Consider the following 20,805-nt stretch of genomic DNA (forward strand, 5'->3'; position numbering starts at 1 on the left):
GGCGGGTCGGTACGCGGGAACGGGCCCGGGGACGTGCCCGATCACCGGGCGACCACCTCGTCGGCCGGGTGCAGCCAGCAGGCGACCGCCCGGCCCGGGTCGTCGGCCGGCGGGCCGAGCGTCGGCAGCCGGCTGTCGCACGGTGCGAGCGCCCGGGGGCAGCGCGGGTGGAACGCGCACCCGTCGGGCATCGCGCGCAGGTCCGGTGGGGAGCCGGGGATGCCCGTCAGCTCCCGGCGCGGCCCGCGCAGGGCGGGGAAGGAGTGCAACAGCCCGTCGGTGTACGGGTGCAGCGCCGCGCCGTACAACTGCGCGGCCGGGGCCTGCTCGACGATCCGGCCGCCGTACATGATGGCGATGCGGTCGGAGAACTCCACCAGCAGCGACAGGTCGTGAGTGATGAACAGCACCGCGAAGCCGAGCCGTTCGCGCAGCTCGGCGAGCTGGCTGAGGATCTGCCGCTGCATCACCACGTCCAGGGCGGTGGTCGGCTCGTCCATGATGACGACCTGCGGCTCCAGCGCCAGCGCCATGCCGATCATCACCCGCTGCCGCATGCCCCCGGAGAGCTGGTGCGGGTAGCTGTCCAGCCGGTCGGCGGAGATGCCGACCAGCCGCAGCAGATCCCGGGCCCGGGCCAGCCGGGCCGTGCGGCTCAGCCCCGGCTGGTGCGCCCTGATCACGTCGACGAGCTGGGTGGAGACCTTGTGCACCGGGTTGAGGGAGTTCATCGCGCCCTGGAACACGATCGACGTCTCCGCCCAGCGGAACGCCCGTAGCTGCGCGGGGGACAGGGTGAGCACGTCGACCGGCGGACCGTCGACGGGGTGGTAGAGCACCTGACCGCCGCTGATCACCCCGGGCGGCGGGAGCAGCCGGGTCAGCCCGTACGCCAGGGTGGACTTGCCGCTGCCGCTCTCCCCGGCCAGGCCGAGCACCTCGCCCCGGTGCAGGGTGAGGTCGACCTCGCGGACGGCGCGCACGGCCGAGTCGCCGAGGCCGTAGTCGACGCTGAGTCGACGGATCTCCAGCACCGGCTCGCTCATCGACCGGCCTCCTCTCGCTGTCCGGACGCGACCGGGGGCGCCGGCCGGGGCGCCAGCACCGGGGTGAAGCCCACCCGCATCCGCACGGTGCGCCCGTCGGCCGTGCGGATGCGGGACCGACCGGCGCTGCGCAGGCGGGGGCTGACGAACTCGTCGATACCGAAGTTGATCAGTGCCAGGGCGGTGCCGAGCAGCGCGATGGCCAGCCCGGCCGGCACGAACCACCACCAGGCACCCTGCGCCAGGGCCTGCTGGCTCTGCGCCCAGAACAGGATGGTGCCCCAGTTCCACGACGAGACCGACGAGATGCCGATGAAGGCCAGGGTGATCTCCGACATGACGGCGAAGATCACCGTGCCGACGAAGCCCGAGGCGATGATCGCGGTGAGGTTCGGCAGGATCTCGAAGCCGATGATCCGCCAGGTGTGCTCGCCGGTGGCCTGCGCGGCCTCCACGTAGTCGCGCCGGCGCAGCGACAGCGTCTGGGCACGCAGCACCCGCGCCCCCCAGGCCCACGAGGTGAGGCCGATGACCAGGGCGACGACCATGTCGCCGGCCCCCGCGACCGTGGACGTGACGATGATGATCAGCGGCAGCGCCGGAATCACCAGGAACACGTTGGACAGCGCGGACAGGCCGTCGTCGGCGAGTCCGCCGAGGTAGCCGGCGGTCACCCCGACCAGGACGGACAGCACGGTGGCCACCACGCCCGCGGTCAGGCCGACCAGCATCACCCCGCGGGTGCCGGCCAGGATCTGGCTGAACACGTCCTGTCCGAGGTGGGTGGTGCCGAACCAGTGCGCCGCCGACGGCGGCTGGAGCAGGTCGGCGCTGCGGGCGTCCGGGTCGTACGGTGCGATCCACGGGCCGATCACCGCGAGCAGCAGGTACCCGGCGACCACGGCCAGCCCGGTGGCGGCCTTGCCGCCGCTGACGAACCGCAACCGACGGCGGCGGCTCGGCCGGACGCTGGGCTGCGCCATCGCGCCCTGCTCCGGGATGACCTGCTCCACGCTGGAGGTGGGAATGCTCACGGCTCAGCCCTCCTTGCGGGTACGCGGGTCGAGGAACAGGTACACCACGTCGGCGAGCAGGTTGGCCACCAGCACCGACAGCGTGATGACCAGGAAGATGCCCTGCATCAGCGGGTAGTCCTTGGCGCTGACGGCCCGGAAGAGCAGGAACCCGAGCCCCGGGTACGAGAAGACGATCTCCACGAGCAGGGTGCCGCCGACGATCAGCCCGAGCGACAGGGCGAACCCGGCGACGTTGGGCAGCAGCGCGTTGCGCGCCGCGTAGCTCATCGCGACCCGCCGCTCGGGCAGGCCCTTGGCGTGCGCCACCGTGATGTAGTCCTCGGCGGCGACGGTGACCATCATGTTGCGCATGCTGAGGATCCAGCCGCTCATCGAGGAGATCAGAATGGTGGCGGCGGGCAGCAGGCTGTGCTGCACCGCGCTGCCCAGGAAGATGCTGTCCAGGGCGGGAACCAGGCCCGGCTCGTAGCCGCCGGAGGACGGGAAGAAACTGCCCGGCCCGGCCAGCACCGCGATCGCCACCAGGCCCAGCCAGAAGTACGGCACTGAGGACAGGAACGTGGTGACCGGCAGCAGCCCGTCGACCCAGGAGCCGCGCCGCCAGCCGGCCAGCACCCCGAGCCCGGTGCCGAGCACGAAGCTGACCGCGGTGGTGACGCCGACCAGGATGAGGGTCCAGGGCAGCGCGTCGCCGATGACCTCCGACACCGGCGACGGGAACGCCGTGAACGACAGCCCCAGGTCGCCGTGGGCGAGTTGTCGCCAGTAGTCGACGTACTGGTCCCACAGGCTGTCGTCGGAGTCGAGGCCGAACAGCACGTACAGGGAGTGGATGGCGTCGGTGCTGAGCTGCCCCTGGAAGCGGGAGACCAGCGACTTCACCGGGTCGCCGGGGATCATCCGGGGGATGAAGAAGTTGATGGTCAGCGCCGCCCAGGCGGTGAACAGGTAGAAGGCGATGCGTCGCAGCAGGAAGGTCACCGGCCGGCCCCCCCGCCCACCGTGGCCGCCGCCGCGCCGGCCTTGGTGACGTCGGGATGGTAGAGCCAGCAGGCCGTCCAGTGCCCGTCGTGGTCGCCGACCTCCAGCCTCGGGGGCAGCTCCTCGGCGCAGCGCGGCATGGCCACCGGGCAGCGCGGGTGGAACCGGCAGCCGGCGGGCGGCCGGATCAGGCTGGGCGGCTCGCCGTCGCCGCGCTCGGCCACGTCCGCCCCGCCGTCGCCGGTGATCCGGTCCGGGTCGGGCGCCGAGCCGATCAGCAGCCGGGTGTACGGGTGTGCCGGGCGCTGGGTGACAGTCTCGCTGTCCCCGCCCTCGACCAGGCGGCCGGCGTACATCACCAGCGTCTCGTCGGCGAAGTAGCGGGCCGAGGCGATGTCGTGGGTGATGTAGAGGATCGCCAGGTCGAACTGCTCCTTGAGCTCGCGCAGCAGGTTGAGCACGCCGAGCCGGATCGACACGTCGAGCATGGACACCGGCTCGTCGGCGAGCAGCACCTCCGGGTCGGCGCCGAGCGCGCGGGCGATGGCGACCCGCTGCCGCTGCCCGCCGGACAGCTCGTGCGGGAAGGAGTCCAGGTAGCGCTCGGCCGGGGTGAGCCGGACCCGTTCGAGCAGCCGCCGTAGCGCCGCGTCGAGGTCGGCGTCGGTGCGGCCGGCGTTGCCGTGTACGCGCAGCGCCCGGGTCAGGTGGTAGCGCACGGTGTGCACCGGGTTCAGCGACGCGAACGGGTCCTGGAAGATCAGCTGGACCCGCCGGGCGTACGCGCGGAACGGCCGCCCGCCGCGGACGGTGACCGGCTTGCCGTGCAGCGCGATGGTGCCCGCCGTGCGCGGGTAGAGCTGCGCGAGCAGCCGGGCGACGGTCGACTTGCCGGAGCCCGACTCGCCGACCAGGGCGGTGACCCGGCCTCGGCGCAGGGTCAGCTGCACGTCGTCGACCGCGTGCACGGCCGTTCGGGTACGGGAGAACAGGCCGCGCAGCCGCCTGCGGACGGGGAAGTGCTTGGTCAGGCCGATCGCCTCCAGCACCTCCTCGCCGGCGGCCGGGGCCGACGGGGTGGGCGTCGTCATCAGCTTCCTGTCTGCTCAGGGATGGTCGCGGCGTGGCCGCCGGTGGTCCGGGCGGGGGGTGGACCGCCCGGACCACCGGCGCCCGGCTCAGGATCCGGCGGGCCGCAGGTGCTGCACGACGTCCGCCGCGTTGGGCTGGGTCGGCTGCCCCGCGCCGTAGGCGTTCGCGTCGTCCGGCCAGCCGGTCCAGTTCTTCGTGCTGTACGCGGCCCCGACGTTGTCCGCGCCGACCGGGATCATCGGCGTCTGCTCCACGAAGACCTTCTGGAGCGTGGCCAGCGCCGCGGTGCGGGCGGCGTCGTCGGTGGCGTTGGCGTACGCGGTGAGCGCGGCGGTGGCCTGCGGGTTGTCGAAGCGGCCGAAGTTGCCGGCGGGGGAGGGCTTACCGACCGGCTTGAGCAGCCGGCCGTCCATCACCGTCTGGTAGATGTCGTACGGGGTCGCGCCGCCGTTGGTCCACCGGAAGGTCGCGTCGAACTTGCCCTCCTCGACGTTGCGGAACCAGGCGTCCTGGTTGGCCTTGTCCACGGTGGCGGTGATGCCGATGGTGGACAGGTTGTCCTTCACGATCTCCAGGCTCGTCTGGTAGTCCGACCAGCCGGCCGGGTCGGTCAGGGTGAGGGTGACCGGCTTGCCGCTCGGGTCGACCAGCTTGTTGCCGGCGTACCGGAAGCCCGCGTCGGTGAGCACCTTCTTCGCGCCGTCGACGTCCACCCGGTGCTGCTGGCCCTTGAACTCGGCGGCGATGTAGGCGTCGCCGGCCGGGCTCGGCAGCCCGGTCACGCTGGTCACCAGCGGGTGGAAGTACCCGGCCGAGGCCTGCTGGAAGATGTCCTCCCGGTTGATCACCATGTTCATCGCCCGGCGCAGGGCGGGGTTGTCGAACGGCTTGCGGGTGGTGTTGACGTACAGGCCGTGGATGCCGAGCACCGGCGGCGCCCACACCTTGTGGTTGGCCGGGTCCTTGCTGACGAACACCGTCTTGACGTTGGGGATGAAGACGAAGCTCCACTCGGACTCGCCGTTGGCCAGCGCGGTGGTCTGCGCGTTGTTGTCGGTGAACGACGTGTAGCGCAGCTCCTTGACCTTTGGCAGCTCCTGCCAGTAGCCGCTGGTGCGCACCGCCAGGGTGGTGGTCTGCGGGGTGAACGACGTGAGCGTGTACGCGCCGCTGCCCACCGGGTTCTTGTTGACGTTGGTGCCCGGGTCCTTGATCGCCGACCAGATGTGCTGCGGCACGATCGGCACCTGGGCGATGATCTTCTGCTGGTTGACGAACTGCGGCGAGGCGAAGCCGAGGGTCACCTGGTTGCCGGCGGTGGTGACCGAGGTGTACGGGGTGGACGCGATGTTGAGCGCCTCGTTGGCCTTGAGCAGGTTGTAGGTGAAGGCGACGTCGGCGGCGGTGACCGGCTTGCCGTCGGACCAGGTGGCGTTGTCCCGGAGGGTGACGGTGACCGAGCGGTAGTCCGCGGTCCACTCGGCCTTCGTGGCCAGCCACGGCTTGAACGGATCGGCGGGCTTGACCGGGTTCCACATCATCAGCGGCTCGTAGATCTGCCACCGGTAGCCGAGCGACGCCGCCGACGAGGTGGTCAGGAACGGGTTGTGGTTCTCCGTCTGCGGGCCGTTGGGCATGCCGACGTTGAGCACGGTCGCGCCGCTGCCGCCCTTGTCCCGGGCCCGGGTGTTCGCGGTCTCGCTGCACGCGGTACCGGTGGCGGCGATCGCGCCGGCCAGCGCGACGGCGACGAACTGGCGTCTTCTCATGGCGGTCTCCCTCGATGCTCCCGGTGCGGGAGCGGGGTCGGTGGTGGGGGAAGGGTGTGCGGTGTCGCGCCCGGTCGGTTCGAAGCCCCGACCGGTGGCGTGGTTGGTGTGTCTCTCGGGTTGCGGGTGGGTGCGGCCGGCTCAGGCCCCGCTGGTCGAGCCGCGGACGGTGAACGTGGTGGGTATGACGGTCGGCGCGTCGGGCAGCGGGGTGCCGTCGAAGTGGGCGATGAGGGCGCGGGCGGCGGCCTCGCCCATCTGGCGCAACGGCTGGTGCACAGAGGTCAGCGGAGGGTGGGTGTGCGCCGCCAGGGGCAGGTCGTCGAAGCCGACGACCGCCACGTCCTCGGGGACGCGGCGGCCGGCGGCGCGCAGCGCCTGGAGCGCCCCGGCGGCGGACAGGTCGTTGTGGGCGAAGACGGCGTCGAAGGGCGTCCCGGCCGTCAGCAGCCGCTGCGCCGCCGCCCGCCCGCAGTCGAGGGTGAAGTCGCCCTCGACCACCAGGTGCGGGTCCAGCGGCAGGCCGGCCCGGGCGTAGCCCTCGGCGAAGCCGGCCAGCCGCTCGCTGGTGCAGCCGAACCGGTGCAGGCCGGTGACGACCAGGGGGCGGCGCCGGCCGAGGGCGAGCAGGTGCTCGGCCGCGGCCAGGGCGCCGGCCCGGTTGGTGGTCTGGACGGAGGGGAACTGCGGCTGGCGCCCCCGGTCGTCGATGAGGATCACCGGTAGCCCTCGGTCGTGCAGCGCGGTGATGTAGTCCAGAGTGCCCTCCGGCTCGACCACCAGCAGGCCTTCGAAGGACTTCGCGGAGACCTGGGAGGCGAACCGCCGCATCGATTCGTCCCCCCGGTTGCAGGTGAACAGCAGCAGGCCGTAGCCCTCGCTCTCCACCACGTCGACGGCGCCCTGGAGAACCTCGCCCATCCACGGCCAGGTGAGCGAGGGGACCAGCATGCCGACCACCCGGGCCCGGCCCCGGGCCAGGCCGACGGCGCGGTCGCTGGGCACGTAGCCCAGTTCCTTGATCACGGCGCGGACCCGGGCCGCCGTGGCCTGGCCGAGCTCGCCCTTGCCGTTGAGGACCCGGGAGACGGTCGTCTTGCTCACCCCCGCCCTGATGGCGACGTCGGCGATGGTGATCGGCACGTGACGCTCCTGGGTCGGAGGTGTTGAGGGAGTGTTGCGGAACCGGTTGCGGAAGCGGTTCCGGTCGCAGTCAACCGGAGTGATGCGGGCCACGTCAATAACGCCCAGGTAACGAACCATGGCTAATTTCAAGATCTTAAAGAAGCGGCGCGTCGATGCCTGCCCGTCCGCCCGATCGATTCGCGCCGATGACGTCGCCCCGACCGGCCGGAGCCGGACAGCCCAGTGGTGACGACCCGCGACATTTCGCTGCTGCCGCTGACCACGATCAGTACGATCAGCAGGCCGAACCGCGCGGTCGTGCCGGCGACCAGCACCCGCCGTCGACCCGGGGCCGCGCGGCACCAGGCGTCGTCGTCAAACCTGGTCGCCGCCGGCCGCGTCGCCCGGACCGAGCCGTCCCTGTCCCCCGTGCTCCGGGGACGCCAGCACCAGCCTGGCCAGCACCGCGTCGGCGACCGCTGCCGCCCGTTCCCGCTCCAGGCCCTGCCGTACGCCCACCTCGATCACCTGTTGGTGCACCTCGGCGAGCTGCGCCCGGGTCAGCGCGGGGACGACCGCGGCCGGGGACCCGCGGCGGAACAACCTGCGCCAGAGGGCGCCCACGCCCCTGCTCGTGCGATCCGCCACCGAGCCCGCCGCCTGCTGTGCCACCTGGTCCAGCACCAGCCACACCACCGCCGTCACCAGCGGCACGATCTCGCCCAGACCGAACCCCAGCGGCTCACGCCGCCGGGACCGCCGGCCCAACCGCCGCACCACCACAGCGTCGTCGAAGGCCGCCAGCCCCGTCACGACCGGAAACTCGGACGGGGCGACCTCCGTGACGACATCGCGAACCACGTCCCGAACCCTGACGCCCGCCGTGGCGCCCCCTGCGCGATCGTCCTGTTCCAGCCACACCATGCCTCTATATTGGTCGATCGCTACGCGCGGCGCCGCAACGGTTTTCCGACACCGCCGGCCGCCGGGCGCGGTGGGTGGCGAGCCCTCGCCCGAACGGCGTCGGCCGACCTGTCCGCGTTGTTCGACGGCGTACGTCGAGATCGAAACCCGGCGGCGGCGCGCCGAGATGTGCCTCGTCCGTCAAGCCCTCCGTACGGCGCCGCTCGCCGACAGCTGTCCGACATCGCTCCTGTCCGCATCCGGGCAGGCGGGAGGGCCGCGCCTCGCAGCGCGGGTGGTTGGGTCATCGCTCTACCTGCCGCCAGCCGAGGGCAACCCGGAGTACGCGGTCGCCGCAGACACCCGGTCACTCCCCGTGCGTGGTGCTCAACAGGCCTGGGCGGGCAGACGCAGGCACCCGTCGTCCACCTCGGCGACCTGTTCCACGGCGGTGAGGAGGGTGCGGTCGTGGGTGACCAGGACGGTGGCGGTGGCCTGCTGGTGGGTGAGACGGGTGATCAGGTCGATGACGGCCGCTCCGCGTTCGTGGTCGAGGGCGCTGGTGGGTTCGTCGACCAGCAGGACGGTGGGGTCGTTCATCAGGGCGCGGGCGATGTTGACCCGCTGGCGCTGGCCGCCGGAGAGCTGGTGGGGGCGGCGGTTGGCCTGGGCGGCCAGGCCGACGGCGTCGAGCAGTTCCATGGTGCGACCGCGCGCCTTGCCGGGGGAACGGCCGTCGAGGTGGGCGATGACCTGGAGTTGTTCGGCGACGGTGAGGGAGGGCAGCAGGTTCGGCTGCTGGAAGACGATGCCGATCTTGTGGCGGCGCAGGTCGGTGAGTTCGCCGCGGGTCATGCCGGTGGTGGTGGTGCCGTCGATGGTGACGGTGCCGGAGTCGGGGGTGATCAGGGTGGCGGCGACGGCGAGCAGGCTGGACTTCCCGGAGCCGGAGGGGCCGATGACGGCGGTCACGGTGCCCTTGGGGACGTCCAGGCTGACGTGGTCGAGGGCCGTCAGGCGGCCGTCCCCGTCCGGGTAGGTGAGCGTGACGTCGGTCAGGTCGAGGCTCATCGGGCGCTCCCCAGGGCGGTCAGCGGGTCGACGGAGGTGATCCGGCGGATGGACAGGGCGGCCCCGAGCGCGCCGAGCAGGATCATCACGGCGGCGGGGACGAGGATGGTGGCGGGGGTGAGCAGGAACGGTATGGCGGTGCCGGCGAGGAGGGCGCCCAGTGCGACGGCGACGACCGTGCCGACGAGGGTGCCGCCGACGAGCAGGACGACGGCCTGGCCGAGCGCGTCGCGTAGCAGGTAGGCGGTGGAGGCGCCCAGGGCCTTGAGGACGGCGACATCGGCGCTGCGCTGGATCGTCCACACGGTGAAGAAGGCTCCGATGACCAGGGCGGAGATGGCGAACAGGAAGCCCCGCATCAGTTGCAGGGAGCCGTTCTCAGAGGTGTAGGAGCCGATCGCGGACAGCGACTCGTTCGTGGAGACCGTCCTGGTGCCCGCGGCCTCGTCGGTGGCCCGCACGTCGACGCCGGAGGTGGTGTCCAGGGCGATGACGGTGGCGCTGGGGCCGCGGTCGGCGCCGGTGGTGGGCGTGATCTTCTGCCAGGCGTCGAGGCTGACCCAGATCACCGGGGTGTGGCTGAAGGAGGCGTCACCGCTCACGGCCGCGACGGTCAGTTGGTGGCCGGCGACGGTGACGGCGTCGCCGGACCTGAGCCCGAGTTCGTCGGCGGCGTCGCGGGACAGCACGGCCGAGTCGCCGTCGATCCGGTCGCTGTCCGGGGCCAGCGCGGCCCCGGGTCGGACGCCGAAGGCGGACACGCCGATGCTGCTGTCCCCGGCGGTGGCCTTGGTCGTGGTGATCCCGATCGGCTCGGCGCTCGTGACACCGGGGGCTCCGGCCCACTGCCGCCACTGCTCCTCGGTAACCGAGGAGTTGGCGTAGGACAGGGCCTGCCCGCCGCTCGGCGACCCGAAGGCGATCTTGTCCACGGGCAGGCCGGTGATCGCGGAGACGTTCCCCCGTCCCAGTCCGGCGGTCAGCCCGGACAGCAGCCCGACCAGCAGGGTGATCAGCACGATAACGGCCCCGACGAGGGCGAATCGTCCCTTGGCGAACCTGAGGTCTCTCCAGGCGACAAACATGTCAAACCTGCACTTTCATACGGTGGAAGCGGTACTGGTCCACCGTCGCAGCCGGTCCCCGGTCGGGGCATCTGGCCCAGGGGGCCAGTTCCAGGATCGGAAGGTGGTGGCCGGGCTCTAACTTTCGATCGACGCGCCGGCGGTCGGCGTCTCCTAGGATGGAAGGACCGTGAACACGACCGCTCCCGCGCCGACCCCCACCACCCGCACGCTCGAGTGGTGTCTGCACCTGCTGGTCGTCGGCCTGCTCGCCCTGGCCGTGGCCCGGTCCGTGGCCGACGGGGCGCCGCGGTTCACGGCCGTCGTCGTGACGGCCGCCGCGACGGCGGTGGTGTACGCGTCCGGCCGGCTGCTGCCGCGCGTGGCCGCCAACCGTCGCGCCGCAGCGGTGTGGCTGGCCGCCGTCGGCGCGTTGTGGCTGGTACTGCTGGCCCTGTCTCCCGACGGGATCTGGATCGCCTTCCCGCTGTACTTCCTCCAGCTCCACCTGCTGCCGCGCCGCGCCGGCCTGGTCGCGGTCGTCGCCACCGCCGCCGCGGCCGTCGGGGCCTTCGCCGCCCACACCGGCGCCTTCACCCTGGCCATCGCGGTCGGCCCGACCCTCGGGGCGGCCGTGGCAGTGGCGGTGGTCTGGGGGTACCAGGCGCTGTACCGGGAGAGCGAACAGCGCCGGAAGCTGATCGAGGAACTCACCACCACCCGCGCCGACCTGGCCGAAGCCCAGCACGCCGCCGGTGTGCTGGCTGAACGCGAACGCCTGGCCCGCGAGATCCATGACACCCTCGCCCAGGGTCTGTCCAGCATCCAACTGCTGCTACGCGCCGCCGAACGCGCCCTGCCCGGCAGGCCCGACGCCGCCGCCCGCCACGTGGACCAGGCCCGTCAGGCAGCCGTGGACAACCTCGCCGAGGCCCGCCGTTTCGTCGCCGCGCTCACCCCGCCCACCCTGGAGGGCACCACCCTGGCCGGAGCCCTGGAGCGGCTGTGCGCCACCACCTCCACCCGCCACCAGGTCACCGCCCGCTTCCACCTCACCGGCGATCCCGTGCCCCTGCCCACCGCGCACGAGATCGCCCTGCTGCGCATCGCCCAGTCCGCCCTGTCCAACACCGTCCGGCACGCCCACGCCGCCCACGCCGAGGTCACCCTCAGCTATCTCGGCGACCGCGTCGCCGTCGATGTCGTCGACGACGGAGCCGGCTTCGCCCACGACCGGCCGCCCGCTGCCGGCCCGCCCCACGGCGGGTTCGGTCTGGCCGCCATGCGCGCCCGCGTGCACGCCCTGGATGGCTCCCTCACCATCGAGTCGGCAGCCGGCCGCGGCACCGCCCTGGCCGCCCAACTCCCGCTCACCGCCGCCGGGCACCGCGTCGGTGCCGTCGAGGTGGACGGCGACCTGGGCGGGACCCGCCGTGACTGAGGCCCTCATCCGTCTGCTCCTGGCCGACGACCATCCCGTGGTGCGGGCCGGGCTGCGTGCCGTGCTGGAGACCGAGCCCGGCTTCACCATCGTGGCCGAGGCGGCCACCGCCGAGGGCGCCGTCACCCGCGCCGCCGAGGGCGACATCGACGTCGTCCTGATGGACCTGCAGTTCGGCAAGGGGATGAACGGGGCCGAGGCCACCGCCGTGATCACATCCCGACCCGGAGCCCCCCGGGTCCTGATCGTCACCACCTACGGCACCGACGCCGACGTCGTGCCCGCCATCGAGGCCGGCGCCACGGGCTATCTCCTCAAGGACGCCCCGCCCGAGGACCTGGCCGCCGCCGTGCGCACCGCCGCAGCCGGCCGCAGCGCCCTGGCTCCCGCCGTCGCCGATCGGCTCATGAATCGGCTGCGCACCCCCAGGGCCGCCCTGACCAGGCGCGAGGTCGAGGTTCTCGTCCTGGTCGCCGAGGGGCTGTCCAACCAGGCCGTCGGCCAGCGGCTGCACCTCACCGAGGGCACCGTCAAGTCTCACCTGGCCCACGTCTACGCCAAGCTCGGCGTCGACTCCCGTACCGCCGCCGTCGTCGCGGCGACCGATCTCGGCCTCATCCGCCGCTGAGCCGGCGGGGCCCGAGCCCCTGACCGTGCGCCCTGCCGGTCTCGGGCCGGTAAGCCGCTGGCGGTCACCTGGCCCGGTGAGGGCCGGCCGGTAAGCTTCATCCTCCAGCGCGCGTACTGTCAGCGGGTGAGCATGCGCCGGCGGACCGGTCGCCCGGCCGGCCCGGTCGACCCCGGGCGACCCGGCGGAGCCGCCGGCCATGGTGGGTCTGACGCGGGCGGACGAGCCGGGGTGGGAGTGGTCGTGACAGTGGACTGGCAGGCAGGGGGTGCCGGCGTCGCCGGGTCGGGACTGGCGCTGGTGGCACTGCAGGGCCGGCTGAGCCTGCGCGAGGAGGTGGCCCAGGCGCTCCGCGCCGCGATCGTGGCCGGCCAGATCCGGCCCGGCACCATCTACTCGGCGCCGACCCTGGCGGCCCAGTTCGGCGTCTCCCCGACGCCGGTGCGGGAGGCGATTCTCGATCTGGCCAAGGAGGGCCTGATCACGATCGTCAAGAACAAGGGATTCCGGATCAAGTCCCTCTCCGACCGGGAGCTCGACGAGATCACCGAGATCCGCGAGCTGCTGGAGATCCCGGTGGTGGCCGACCAGGTGGGCCGGCTCGGCGAGGAGCAACTCCGGGAACTGCGGACCCTGGCGGAGGCCGTGGTGACCGCCGCGAGCCGGAGCGACATCGTCGCGTACATCGAGGCGGACAGCGCGTTCCACCTGACTCTGCTGGGTGCCGGTGGCAACCTGCGGCTGGTGGGTACCGTGGCCGACCTGCGTAACCGCACCCGGCTGTACGGGCTGGACGGGCTGGTCAAGAGCGGCCAGCTGGTCAGCTCGGCGGACGAGCACGTCCAGCTCGTGGACCTGCTGGAGGCGAAGGACCGGCCGGCGGTCGTCGAGTTGATGCGCCGGCACCTGCAGCACGTACGGGGAATCTGGGCCGCCCGGCCCGAGCAGTAGCGGCGCGGCGGCGTTCCGCGCCGCCCTCGTCCCGGCCGCCGCCCAGCTCGGCACCACGAACCGGGGCGGCGGCGCCTGCGCCTGTCGGAAGACATCCATGGCTATTGGTCGGTCTCGCCAACCGTGTTACGGTGCCATGTAACATACTACTGGAGGTTCGGTGGAACAGATTCCGTGGCGGGGCGTCCTGGTGGCCACCGCACTGCCGTTCCGGCTTCCCGACCTGGGCATCGACCACGAGGCCTACGCTACGCACGTGAGGTGGCTCGCCGAGAACGGCTGCCAGGGCGTCGTGCCGAACGGCTCGCTCGGCGAGTATCAGGCGCTCACCGCAGCCGAACGCACGGAGGTCGTGCGCACCGCGGTCGCGGCGGCCCCGCCCGGCTTCTCGGTGGTTCCCGGCGTGTCGGCGTACGGCGCGGACGAGGCGCGGCGCTGGGCCGACCAGGCCGCCGAGGCGGGCTGCCCGGCCGTCATGCTGCTGCCACCCACCGCCTACCGGGCGGACGACGCCGCCGTGGTGGCGCACTACCGCGAGGTGGCCAAGGCGGGCCTGCCGGTGGTGGCCTACAACAACCCGCTGGACACCCGGGTCGACCTCACCCCGGTCCTGCTGCGCCGGCTGCACGACGAGGGCCTGATCGTCGCGGTCAAGGAGTTCAGCGGCGACGTGCGCCGGGCCTACGAGCTGGCCGAGCTCGCCCCCGGCCTCGACCTGCTGGCCGGCGCCGACGACGTGTCCCTCGAGCTCCTGCTCGGCGGGGCGGTCGGCTGGATCGGCGGCTACCAGAACGCGGTCCCGGCCAGCTGTGTCCGCCTCTACCAGGCCGCCGTCGCCGGGGACCTGGCGACCGCACTGCCGCTCTACCGCACGCTGCACCCGCTGCTGCGCTGGGACTCCCGGCCCGACTTCGTCCAGGCGATCAAGCTCTCCATGGACGTCGCCGGACGCCCGGGTGGGCCCACCCGCCAGCCGCGCCACCCCCTGCCGCCGGCGGTCGCCACGGCCATCCGGGAGACCACCGAACGGCTGCTCGCGGCTGGTCACCGCTGATGCGCAGCAGCCGGGTGATCCACGTGGTCGACTCGCACACCGAGGGGATGCCCACCCGGGTGGTGACCGGCGGTGTCCCGGTGATCCCGGGCGCCACCATGGCGCAGCGCCGGGAACACCTGATCGCGCACCTCGACCACCTGCGGACCTTCCTGATGTATGAACCCCGGGGCCACTCGGCGATGTCGGGGGCGATCCTGCAACCCCCGACCCGGCCGGACGCCGACGTCGGCGTGGTCTACATCGAGGTTTCCGGCTGCCTGCCGATGTGCGGCCACGGCACGATCGGGGTGGCGACCGTGCTGGTCGAGACCGGAATGGTCGAGGTCACCGAGCCGATCACCACCGTACGGCTGGACACCCCGTCCGGGCTGGTGGTGGCGTCGGTGGCCGTGACCGGCGGTCGCGCCACCGCGGTGACGATCCGGAACGTGCCCTCCTTCGTGGTGGCGCTGGACGCCTCGGTGCAGGTGTCCGGCCTGGGTCGGGTCCGCTACGACCTGGCCTACGGTGGCAACTTCTACGCCATCGTGGACCTCGCCGAGGTGGGACTGCGGCTGGACCGGGGTGACCGGCAGCGGCTGCTCGACGCGGGCCTGGCCATCATGGCGGCGATCAACGCCGCCGACCGGCCGGTGCACCCCGAGCAGCCGGAGATCTCCGGCTGCCGCCACGTGTACCTGGCCGGGGAGGGCTCGGACGCGCGGCACTCCCGGCACGCCATGGTGATCCATCCGGGCTGGTTCGACCGGTCGCCCTGCGGCACCGGCACCTCGGCCCGGATGGCGCAGTTGCACGCCAGGGGGCTGCTTCCGCTGCAGCGGGACTTCACCAACGAGTCGCTGCTCGGCACCCGGTTCGTCGGCCGGCTGGTCGACACCGCCACGGTCGCGGGCGCTGCGGCGGTGGTGCCGACGGTGACCGGGCGGGCCTGGCTGACCGGCACGGCACAGTTCTTCCTCGACCCCGATGACCCCTTCCCGGCAGGATTCCAGCTGTGAGCGAACTGATCCGTAGCTGCTCCCCGCAGCGCCCCACCGAGCTGGTTGCCGAGCGGGCGGCGGTCGCCCCGGACCAGGTCCGGGCGCTGGCCGCGCTTGCTCGTACCGCACAGGCCGGCTGGTGCCGGGAGCCGGCGGCCGGCCGCGCCGCCGCCCTGCGGGCCGCCGCCGACCGGCTGCGGGAGCGGGCCGACGTGCTCGCCGACCTGATCGTCCGCGAGGTGGGCAAGCCGGTCGGCGAGGCCCGCGCCGAGGTGGCTCGGGGCGCGGCGATCCTGGACTACTACGCGCAGGCGTGCCTCGCCGCCACCGGCGAGCTGCTACCACCGTCCCTGCCGGCGGACCAGCCCGGCCTGCTCTACACCGAACGCCGGCCGCGTGGCGTCGCCGGGCTGCTCACCCCGTGGAACTTCCCCCTGGCCATCCCGCTGTGGAAGGCCGCACCGGCCCTCGCCACCGGCAACGCGGTGCTGCTCAAGCCCTCCCCGGACGCGCTGGCCTGCGGCGAGGCCGTGCAGCGGCTGTTCGACGGGCTGCTGCCGGACGGGCTGCTGAGCGTCGTCGCGGGTGGGCCGGAGACCGGGCGCGCGGTCGTAGAGGCGAGCGACGTCGTCTCGTTTACCGGCTCCGCCTCGGTCGGCGCGGAGATCGTGGTCGCCGCCGCCCGCGCCGGCCGGCCGGTGCAGGCGGAGATGGGCGGCCAGAACGCCGCCGTGGTGCTGCCCGACGCCGACCCCGCCTCGACCGCCGCGCTGCTGGCCGGCGCCGCCATGGGGTACGCCGGGCAGAAGTGCACCGCGACCCGGCGGATCGTGGTCGTGGGTGACCCCGCGGAGTTCACCGAGGCGCTGGTGGCGGCGGTCGAGGCAGTCCGGGTCGGTGATCCCGCCGACCCGGCGGTCGCCGCCGGTCCGGTGATCAGCGCCGCCGCCCGGACCCGGATGCGCGACGCCGTCACGGCGGCGCGGGAGGCCGGGGCGCGGGTGCTCACCGGGGGCGGGCCCGGGACCGGGGAGGGCTTCTTCGTCGCACCGGTGCTGCTGGACCGCGTCGACCCGACCCACCCGGTGGCCCAGGAGGAGACCTTCGGCCCGCTGGCGACCGTGCTGTCCGCGCCGGACCTGGCCCGCGCCGTCGAGCTGGCCAACGGCGTGCGCTACGGCCTGGTCACCTCGGTGCACGGCCGGGACGTCGGGGCGCTGCTGCACGCCGTACGTGGCCTCGACACCGGCCTGGTCCGGGTCAACGCGCCGACCACCGGGGTGGACTTCCACGCGCCCTTCGGCGGCGAGAAGGCGTCCAGCTACGGCCCGCGCGAGCAGGGCACCGCCGCCCTGGACTTCTACACCGCCACCCGGACCGTCACCTTCGCGGCCCCGCCGAATCCCTGACCGGGCCACCGCCCCGTCCGACAGCCCCCACCCCGACCCGTGAAGGAGTCGCTGTGACCCGTACCGACCTGCGTACCGGCAGCCACGACCTGCCGGTCAGCTCCGCGCTCGAGGAGTTCATGCTGACCGGCTGGGCGGACACCGAGCACCGCGACCTTCCGGTCGACGAGGTGGCCGACTGGGCTGCGGCGCGCCGCGCCCGGCTGCACCGGATGTTCCCCGGCGAGCGGCTCGTGGTGCCGGCCGGTGGCTACCAGCGGCGCACCAACGACCAGAACCACCGGTTCCGGCCGCACTCGGCCTACGCCTGGCTGACCGGTGACCAGTCCTCCGACGGGGTGCTGGTGGTCGAGCCGGACGGGGAGGTGACGCTCTTCCTGCGTCCCCGCTCCGGCCGCGCCGACGGCGAGTTCTTCCGGGACCGGGTCTACGGCGAGCTGTGGGCCGGTCGGCGCCCGACGCTGGGGGAGAGCAGCCGGCGGCTGGGGTTGCCGACCCGGCACGTCGCCGAGCTGGCCGAGGCGGTGGCCGTGGCCGCGCCGACCCGGGTGCTGCGCGGCGTCGACGGGGGCGTCGACAGCCTGGTGCCCGGCCGCGCCGAGGGCGCCGACGCGGAGTTCGCCTCGGTGCTGGCCGAACTCCGCCTGGTCAAGGACGAGTGGGAGATCGCCCAGTTGGAGGAGGCGGTGGCGATCACGACCCGGGGCTTCGAGGACGTGGTCCGGGCGCTGCCGACGGCGATGCGCACCTCCGAGCGCCACCTGGAGGGGGTGTTCTGGCAGCGGGCCCGGCTGGAGGGCAACGACGTCGGCTACCACTCGATCGTGGCGGCGGGCGCGCACGCGGCGACCCTGCACTGGACCGACAACGACGGGCCGGTCCGCGACGGGGACCTGCTGCTGCTCGACGCCGGGGTGGAGACGCGGTCGCTCTACACCGCCGACATCACCCGGGTGCTGCCGGTCTCCGGCCGGTACAGCCCCCTGCAACGGGACCTGTACGAGCTGTGCCGGCGGGCGAACGACGCCGCGCTGGACTGCCTGCGGCCGGGCGCGGAGTTCCGGGCGTTCCACCGGGCGGCGATGACGGTGCTGGCGCACGGGCTGGCGGACCTCGGGGTGCTGCCCTGCCCGCCGGAGCAGGCGCTGGCGGAGGAGTCCGGCCTGTACCGGCGGTGGACCCTGTGCGGCTCGGGCCACATGCTCGGTCTGGACGTGCACGACTGCGCCGCCGCGCGGGCCGACGCCTACCTGGACGGTCGGCTCGCGGCCGGGCAGGTGCTCACCGTGGAACCAGGTCTGTACTTCCAGCCGGACGACGAGCTGATCCCGGCCGAACTGCGCGGACTGGGCTTCCGCATCGAGGAGGACATCCTGATCACCGACGACGGCTACCGGGTGCTCTCCGACGGCCTGCCCCGTCGGGCCGACGACGTCGAGGCGTGGATGCACCGGATCGGGTCATGAGCGTCACCGGCGCGGATGTCGTCGTCATCGGGGCGGGAATGGTCGGCGCGGCCTGCGCCTACTACGCGGCCCGGGCCGGGCTGGCGGTGACGGTGGTCGATCGGGCCGGGGTGGCCGGCGGCACCACCGGCGCCGGTGAGGGCAACATTCTGCTCTCGGACAAGCCGCCCGGGCCGGAGCTGGCGCTGGCCCGGCACTCCGGGCGGCTCTGGCACGAGTTGGGCGACGCCCTGTGCAGCGAGCGGATCGAGCTGGAACGCAAGGGTGGGCTGGTGGTGGCCGCCTCGGCGGTGGAGCACGCCGCGCTGCGGGCGTTCGCCGCCGGCCAGCGCGCCGCCGGGGTCGAGGTGCTGGAGGTGCCCGCCGAGGCGCTGCCCGAGCACGAGCCGCACCTGGCCCGGGACCTCGCCGGCGGGATGTACTACCCGCAGGACATGCAGGTCCAGCCGATGCTGGCCGCCGCCCACCTGCTGCGCGCGGCCGGGGTGCCGGTGCTGACCGGGACCACCGTGACCGGCCTGCGACGCGACGCGGCTGGCGCGATCCGGGGCGTGGTCACCGACCGGGGATCGCTGCCCACCCCGGCGGTGGTCAACGCCGCCGGGGTGTGGGCCGCCGGGATCGCCGGCCTGGCCGGGGTGGGGCTGCCGGTCCTGCCCCGACGCGGGTTCGTCCTGGTCACCGAGGCGCTGCCGCCGCTGATCCGGCACAAGGTGTACGCGGCCGGCTACGTCGCCAACGTCGGGCGCGGCTCCGAAGGTCTGGAGGTCTCCCCGGTGGTCGAGGGAACCCGGGCGGGCACCGTCCTGATCGGCTCCACCCGGGAGCGGGTGGGCTTCGACCGGACCGTCCCGCTGTCGGCCCTGCGCCAGCTCGCGGCCGGGGCGGTGCGTCTCTTCCCGGTCCTCGCCACGGTGTCGGTGATCCGCGCGTACCGTGGGTTCCGGCCGTACAGCCCTGACCACCTGCCGATGATCGGGGCCGACCCCCGGGTGCCGGGCCTGTTCCACGCCTGCGGCCACGAGGGCGCCGGGATCGGGCTCGCCCCGGCGACGGGGCACGCCGTCGCGGCCCTGCTGACCGGGCGTCACCCACAGGTAGACCTCCGACCGTTCGCCCCGGAGCGCCACGATGTTCACGTTTGACGGCCGGCCGGTGCCCAGCGACGGGGAGCGGAGCATCGCCGCCGCGCTGCTCGCCGTCGGGATCAACTCGTGGCGGCGCAGCCGGGTCGAGGGCCGCCCCCGGGGCGTCTTCTGCGGCATCGGGGTCTGCTTCGACTGCCTGGTGCGGGTCAACGGGGTGTCTGCGCAGCGGGCCTGCCTGGTGGTGGCCCGCCCGGGCGACGTGGTCGACAGCCAGGACGAGGGTGAGGAGCGGGAATGACCGGGTACGACGTGGTGGTGGTCGGCGCAGGCCCGGCCGGGCTGGCCGCGGCGGCCGGCGCGGCGCGGGCCGGATGCCTGGTGGTGGTGCTGGACGCCGCGGCGCGGCCCGGCGGGCAGTTCTGGCGGCACCGCCCCGGGGCCGACGGGGCCGGCCACCATGACTGGCAGACGTTCACCCGGCTGCGCGAACAGCTCGGCCGGGTCACCTACCGGGCCGACTCCGCCGTCTGGTTCGTCGAGGCCGACACCACCGTCGGGGAGCCGGGTTTCGCGGTGCACACGCGGGCCGGGACGGTGTACGGGCGGCGGCTGGTCGTGGCCACCGGCGCCCACGACCGGGTGGTGCCCTTCCCGGGCTGGGACCTGCCCGGGGTGGTCACGGCCGGCGGCGCCCAGGCCCTACTCAAGGGGCAGGGGGTGAGCTTCGCAAGCCGGGTCGTGGTGGCCGGCACCGGCCCGTTCCTGCTGCCCGTCGCGACCGGCCTGGCCGCCGCCGGCAGCGTCGTGGTCGGCGTCTGCGAGGCGAACGACCCGCTCGGGTACGCCCGCCAGCTCCGCCCGGTCGCCGGTGCGGCGGGCAAGCTCGCCGAGGCGGGGCGGTACGGCTGGCGGATGCTGCGGCACCGGGTGCCGTACCGGCGTCGGACCGTGGTGGTGGCCGCGCACGGCACCGACCGGCTGACCGGGGTCACCCTCGCCTCCGTCGACGCCGGCGGCGCGGTGCTGGCCGGCACCGAGTCCGAGGTGGAGTGCGACGGGCTCGCGGTGGGCTTCGGCTTCACCCCGCAGGTGGAGCTGGGCCTCGCCCTGGAATGCGCGACCCGGCTCGACGGCGACGGGAGCCTGGTGCTCACCGTCGATGCGGCGCAGGCGACCTCGGTGCCCGGGGTGTATGCCGCCGGTGAGGTGACCGGGGTGGGCGGGGCCGGGCTCGCGCTGGTGGAGGGGGAGCTGGCCGGTGCCGGCGCGGCGCTGTCCCTGGGCCGCCCGCTGCCCTGGTCGGGCCGTCGGCACGGCCGGCTGCTGCGGACCCGGCGCCGGCTGCGCCGGTTCGCCTCGGCGCTGCACGCGGTGCACCCGGTGCCGGCCGGCTGGCCGGACTGGTGCGCCGACGACACGCTGGTCTGCCGCTGCGAGGACGTGCCGGTCGGGGCGGTACGGCAGGCGGTGCGGGAGTTGTCCGCCGCCGACGCGCGGGGCGCGAAGCTGATGACCCGGGCCGGCATGGGCTGGTGCCAGGGGCGGACGTGCGGTTACGCCACCGCCTGCCTGACCGCGCGGGCGGCCGGCCGCGCCGTCACCGGGGCGGACCTGGCCGGGTTCGCCACCCGCCCGGTCGCGCAGCCGGTCACGCTCGGCCACCTCGCCGCCGGCGACTGACCGCTCCTGCCCGGAAG

The 20,805-nt window shown here is 73.7% G+C and carries 19 protein-coding genes; 10 read left to right on the forward strand and 9 right to left on the reverse strand.

The features are described from left to right. Positions 1 to 41: 41 nt before the first annotated feature. The 9 genes from OG617_RS28145 to OG617_RS28185 form a co-directional block, all read right to left on the reverse strand. On the reverse strand, positions 42 to 1,046 hold the full coding sequence (locus OG617_RS28145; protein WP_405095942.1) for an ABC transporter ATP-binding protein: 1,005 nt from the start codon (positions 1,044 to 1,046) through the stop codon (positions 42 to 44). Beyond that, on the reverse strand, positions 1,043 to 2,080 hold the full coding sequence (locus OG617_RS28150) for an ABC transporter permease (RefSeq protein ID WP_405095943.1): 1,038 nt from the start codon (positions 2,078 to 2,080) through the stop codon (positions 1,043 to 1,045). The genes OG617_RS28145 and OG617_RS28150 overlap by 4 nt, the downstream gene beginning before the upstream one ends. Positions 2,081 to 2,083: 3 nt before the next feature. Further along, complete coding sequence (locus OG617_RS28155) at positions 2,084 to 3,064, reverse strand: ABC transporter permease (protein WP_396679018.1); 981 nt, start codon at positions 3,062 to 3,064, stop codon at positions 2,084 to 2,086. Then, a complete protein-coding gene (locus OG617_RS28160; RefSeq protein ID WP_405095944.1) occupies positions 3,061 to 4,155 on the reverse strand; it encodes an ABC transporter ATP-binding protein in 1,095 nt (364 codons plus the stop codon). Before OG617_RS28160 ends, OG617_RS28155 begins: the two co-directional genes overlap by 4 nt. Positions 4,156 to 4,242: 87 nt before the next feature. Continuing rightward, a complete protein-coding gene (locus OG617_RS28165; protein ID WP_405095945.1) occupies positions 4,243 to 5,925 on the reverse strand; it encodes an ABC transporter substrate-binding protein in 1,683 nt (560 codons plus the stop codon). Between the two features lie 141 nt (positions 5,926 to 6,066). Next, positions 6,067 to 7,068 (reverse strand): LacI family DNA-binding transcriptional regulator, encoded by a 1,002-nt coding sequence (locus OG617_RS28170; protein WP_405095946.1) that lies wholly within the window; start codon positions 7,066 to 7,068, stop codon positions 6,067 to 6,069. Positions 7,069 to 7,425: 357 nt separating this feature from the next. Beyond that, entirely contained in the window at positions 7,426 to 7,911 is a 486-nt protein-coding gene (locus tag OG617_RS28175; protein WP_405095947.1) for a hypothetical protein, read from the reverse strand. 429 nt (positions 7,912 to 8,340) lie between these two features. Further along, on the reverse strand, positions 8,341 to 9,024 hold the full coding sequence (locus tag OG617_RS28180; protein ID WP_405095948.1) for an ABC transporter ATP-binding protein: 684 nt from the start codon (positions 9,022 to 9,024) through the stop codon (positions 8,341 to 8,343). Further along, on the reverse strand, positions 9,021 to 10,109 hold the full coding sequence (locus tag OG617_RS28185; RefSeq protein WP_405095949.1) for an ABC transporter permease: 1,089 nt from the start codon (positions 10,107 to 10,109) through the stop codon (positions 9,021 to 9,023). Before OG617_RS28185 ends, OG617_RS28180 begins: the two co-directional genes overlap by 4 nt. Before the next feature lie 169 nt (positions 10,110 to 10,278). Here OG617_RS28185 and OG617_RS28190 point away from each other — a divergent pair, with 169 nt between their 5' ends. The 10 genes from OG617_RS28190 to OG617_RS28235 all read left to right on the forward strand — a co-directional run bounded on the left by OG617_RS28190 (position 10,279) and on the right by OG617_RS28235 (position 20,788). Beyond that, on the forward strand, positions 10,279 to 11,529 hold the full coding sequence (locus OG617_RS28190) for a sensor histidine kinase (protein ID WP_405095950.1): 1,251 nt from the start codon (positions 10,279 to 10,281) through the stop codon (positions 11,527 to 11,529). Continuing rightward, positions 11,522 to 12,157, forward strand: a complete 636-nt coding sequence (locus OG617_RS28195) for a response regulator (protein WP_405095951.1) — start codon at positions 11,522 to 11,524, stop codon at positions 12,155 to 12,157. The genes OG617_RS28190 and OG617_RS28195 overlap by 8 nt, the downstream gene beginning before the upstream one ends. Positions 12,158 to 12,400: 243 nt before the next feature. After that, positions 12,401 to 13,108, forward strand: coding sequence for a GntR family transcriptional regulator (locus OG617_RS28200; protein WP_405095952.1), 708 nt, complete (start codon positions 12,401 to 12,403; stop codon positions 13,106 to 13,108). Between the two features lie 160 nt (positions 13,109 to 13,268). Further along, on the forward strand, positions 13,269 to 14,162 hold the full coding sequence (locus OG617_RS28205) for a dihydrodipicolinate synthase family protein (RefSeq protein ID WP_405095953.1): 894 nt from the start codon (positions 13,269 to 13,271) through the stop codon (positions 14,160 to 14,162). Further along, positions 14,162 to 15,163 carry a proline racemase family protein gene (locus OG617_RS28210; protein WP_405095954.1) on the forward strand — a complete coding sequence of 334 codons (1,002 nt, stop codon included), beginning with the start codon at positions 14,162 to 14,164 and terminating at the stop codon, positions 15,161 to 15,163. Before OG617_RS28205 ends, OG617_RS28210 begins: the two co-directional genes overlap by 1 nt. Beyond that, on the forward strand, positions 15,160 to 16,554 hold the full coding sequence (locus tag OG617_RS28215) for an aldehyde dehydrogenase family protein (protein WP_405095955.1): 1,395 nt from the start codon (positions 15,160 to 15,162) through the stop codon (positions 16,552 to 16,554). The genes OG617_RS28210 and OG617_RS28215 overlap by 4 nt, the downstream gene beginning before the upstream one ends. 53 nt (positions 16,555 to 16,607) lie before the next feature. Further along, positions 16,608 to 18,020 carry an aminopeptidase P family protein gene (locus OG617_RS28220; protein ID WP_405095956.1) on the forward strand — a complete coding sequence of 471 codons (1,413 nt, stop codon included), beginning with the start codon at positions 16,608 to 16,610 and terminating at the stop codon, positions 18,018 to 18,020. After that, on the forward strand, positions 18,017 to 19,165 hold the full coding sequence (locus OG617_RS28225; RefSeq protein WP_405095957.1) for an NAD(P)/FAD-dependent oxidoreductase: 1,149 nt from the start codon (positions 18,017 to 18,019) through the stop codon (positions 19,163 to 19,165). Before OG617_RS28220 ends, OG617_RS28225 begins: the two co-directional genes overlap by 4 nt. Next, positions 19,152 to 19,406 carry a (2Fe-2S)-binding protein gene (locus tag OG617_RS28230; protein ID WP_405095958.1) on the forward strand — a complete coding sequence of 85 codons (255 nt, stop codon included), beginning with the start codon at positions 19,152 to 19,154 and terminating at the stop codon, positions 19,404 to 19,406. Before OG617_RS28225 ends, OG617_RS28230 begins: the two co-directional genes overlap by 14 nt. After that, positions 19,403 to 20,788 (forward strand): FAD-dependent oxidoreductase, encoded by a 1,386-nt coding sequence (locus tag OG617_RS28235; protein WP_405095959.1) that lies wholly within the window; start codon positions 19,403 to 19,405, stop codon positions 20,786 to 20,788. The genes OG617_RS28230 and OG617_RS28235 overlap by 4 nt, the downstream gene beginning before the upstream one ends. Positions 20,789 to 20,805 lie beyond the last annotated feature (17 nt).

Origin of the sequence: Micromonospora sp. NBC_01412, assembly GCF_045040215.1 — a bacterium.
Taxonomy (GTDB): Bacteria; Actinomycetota; Actinomycetes; order Mycobacteriales; family Micromonosporaceae; genus Micromonospora; species Micromonospora rubida.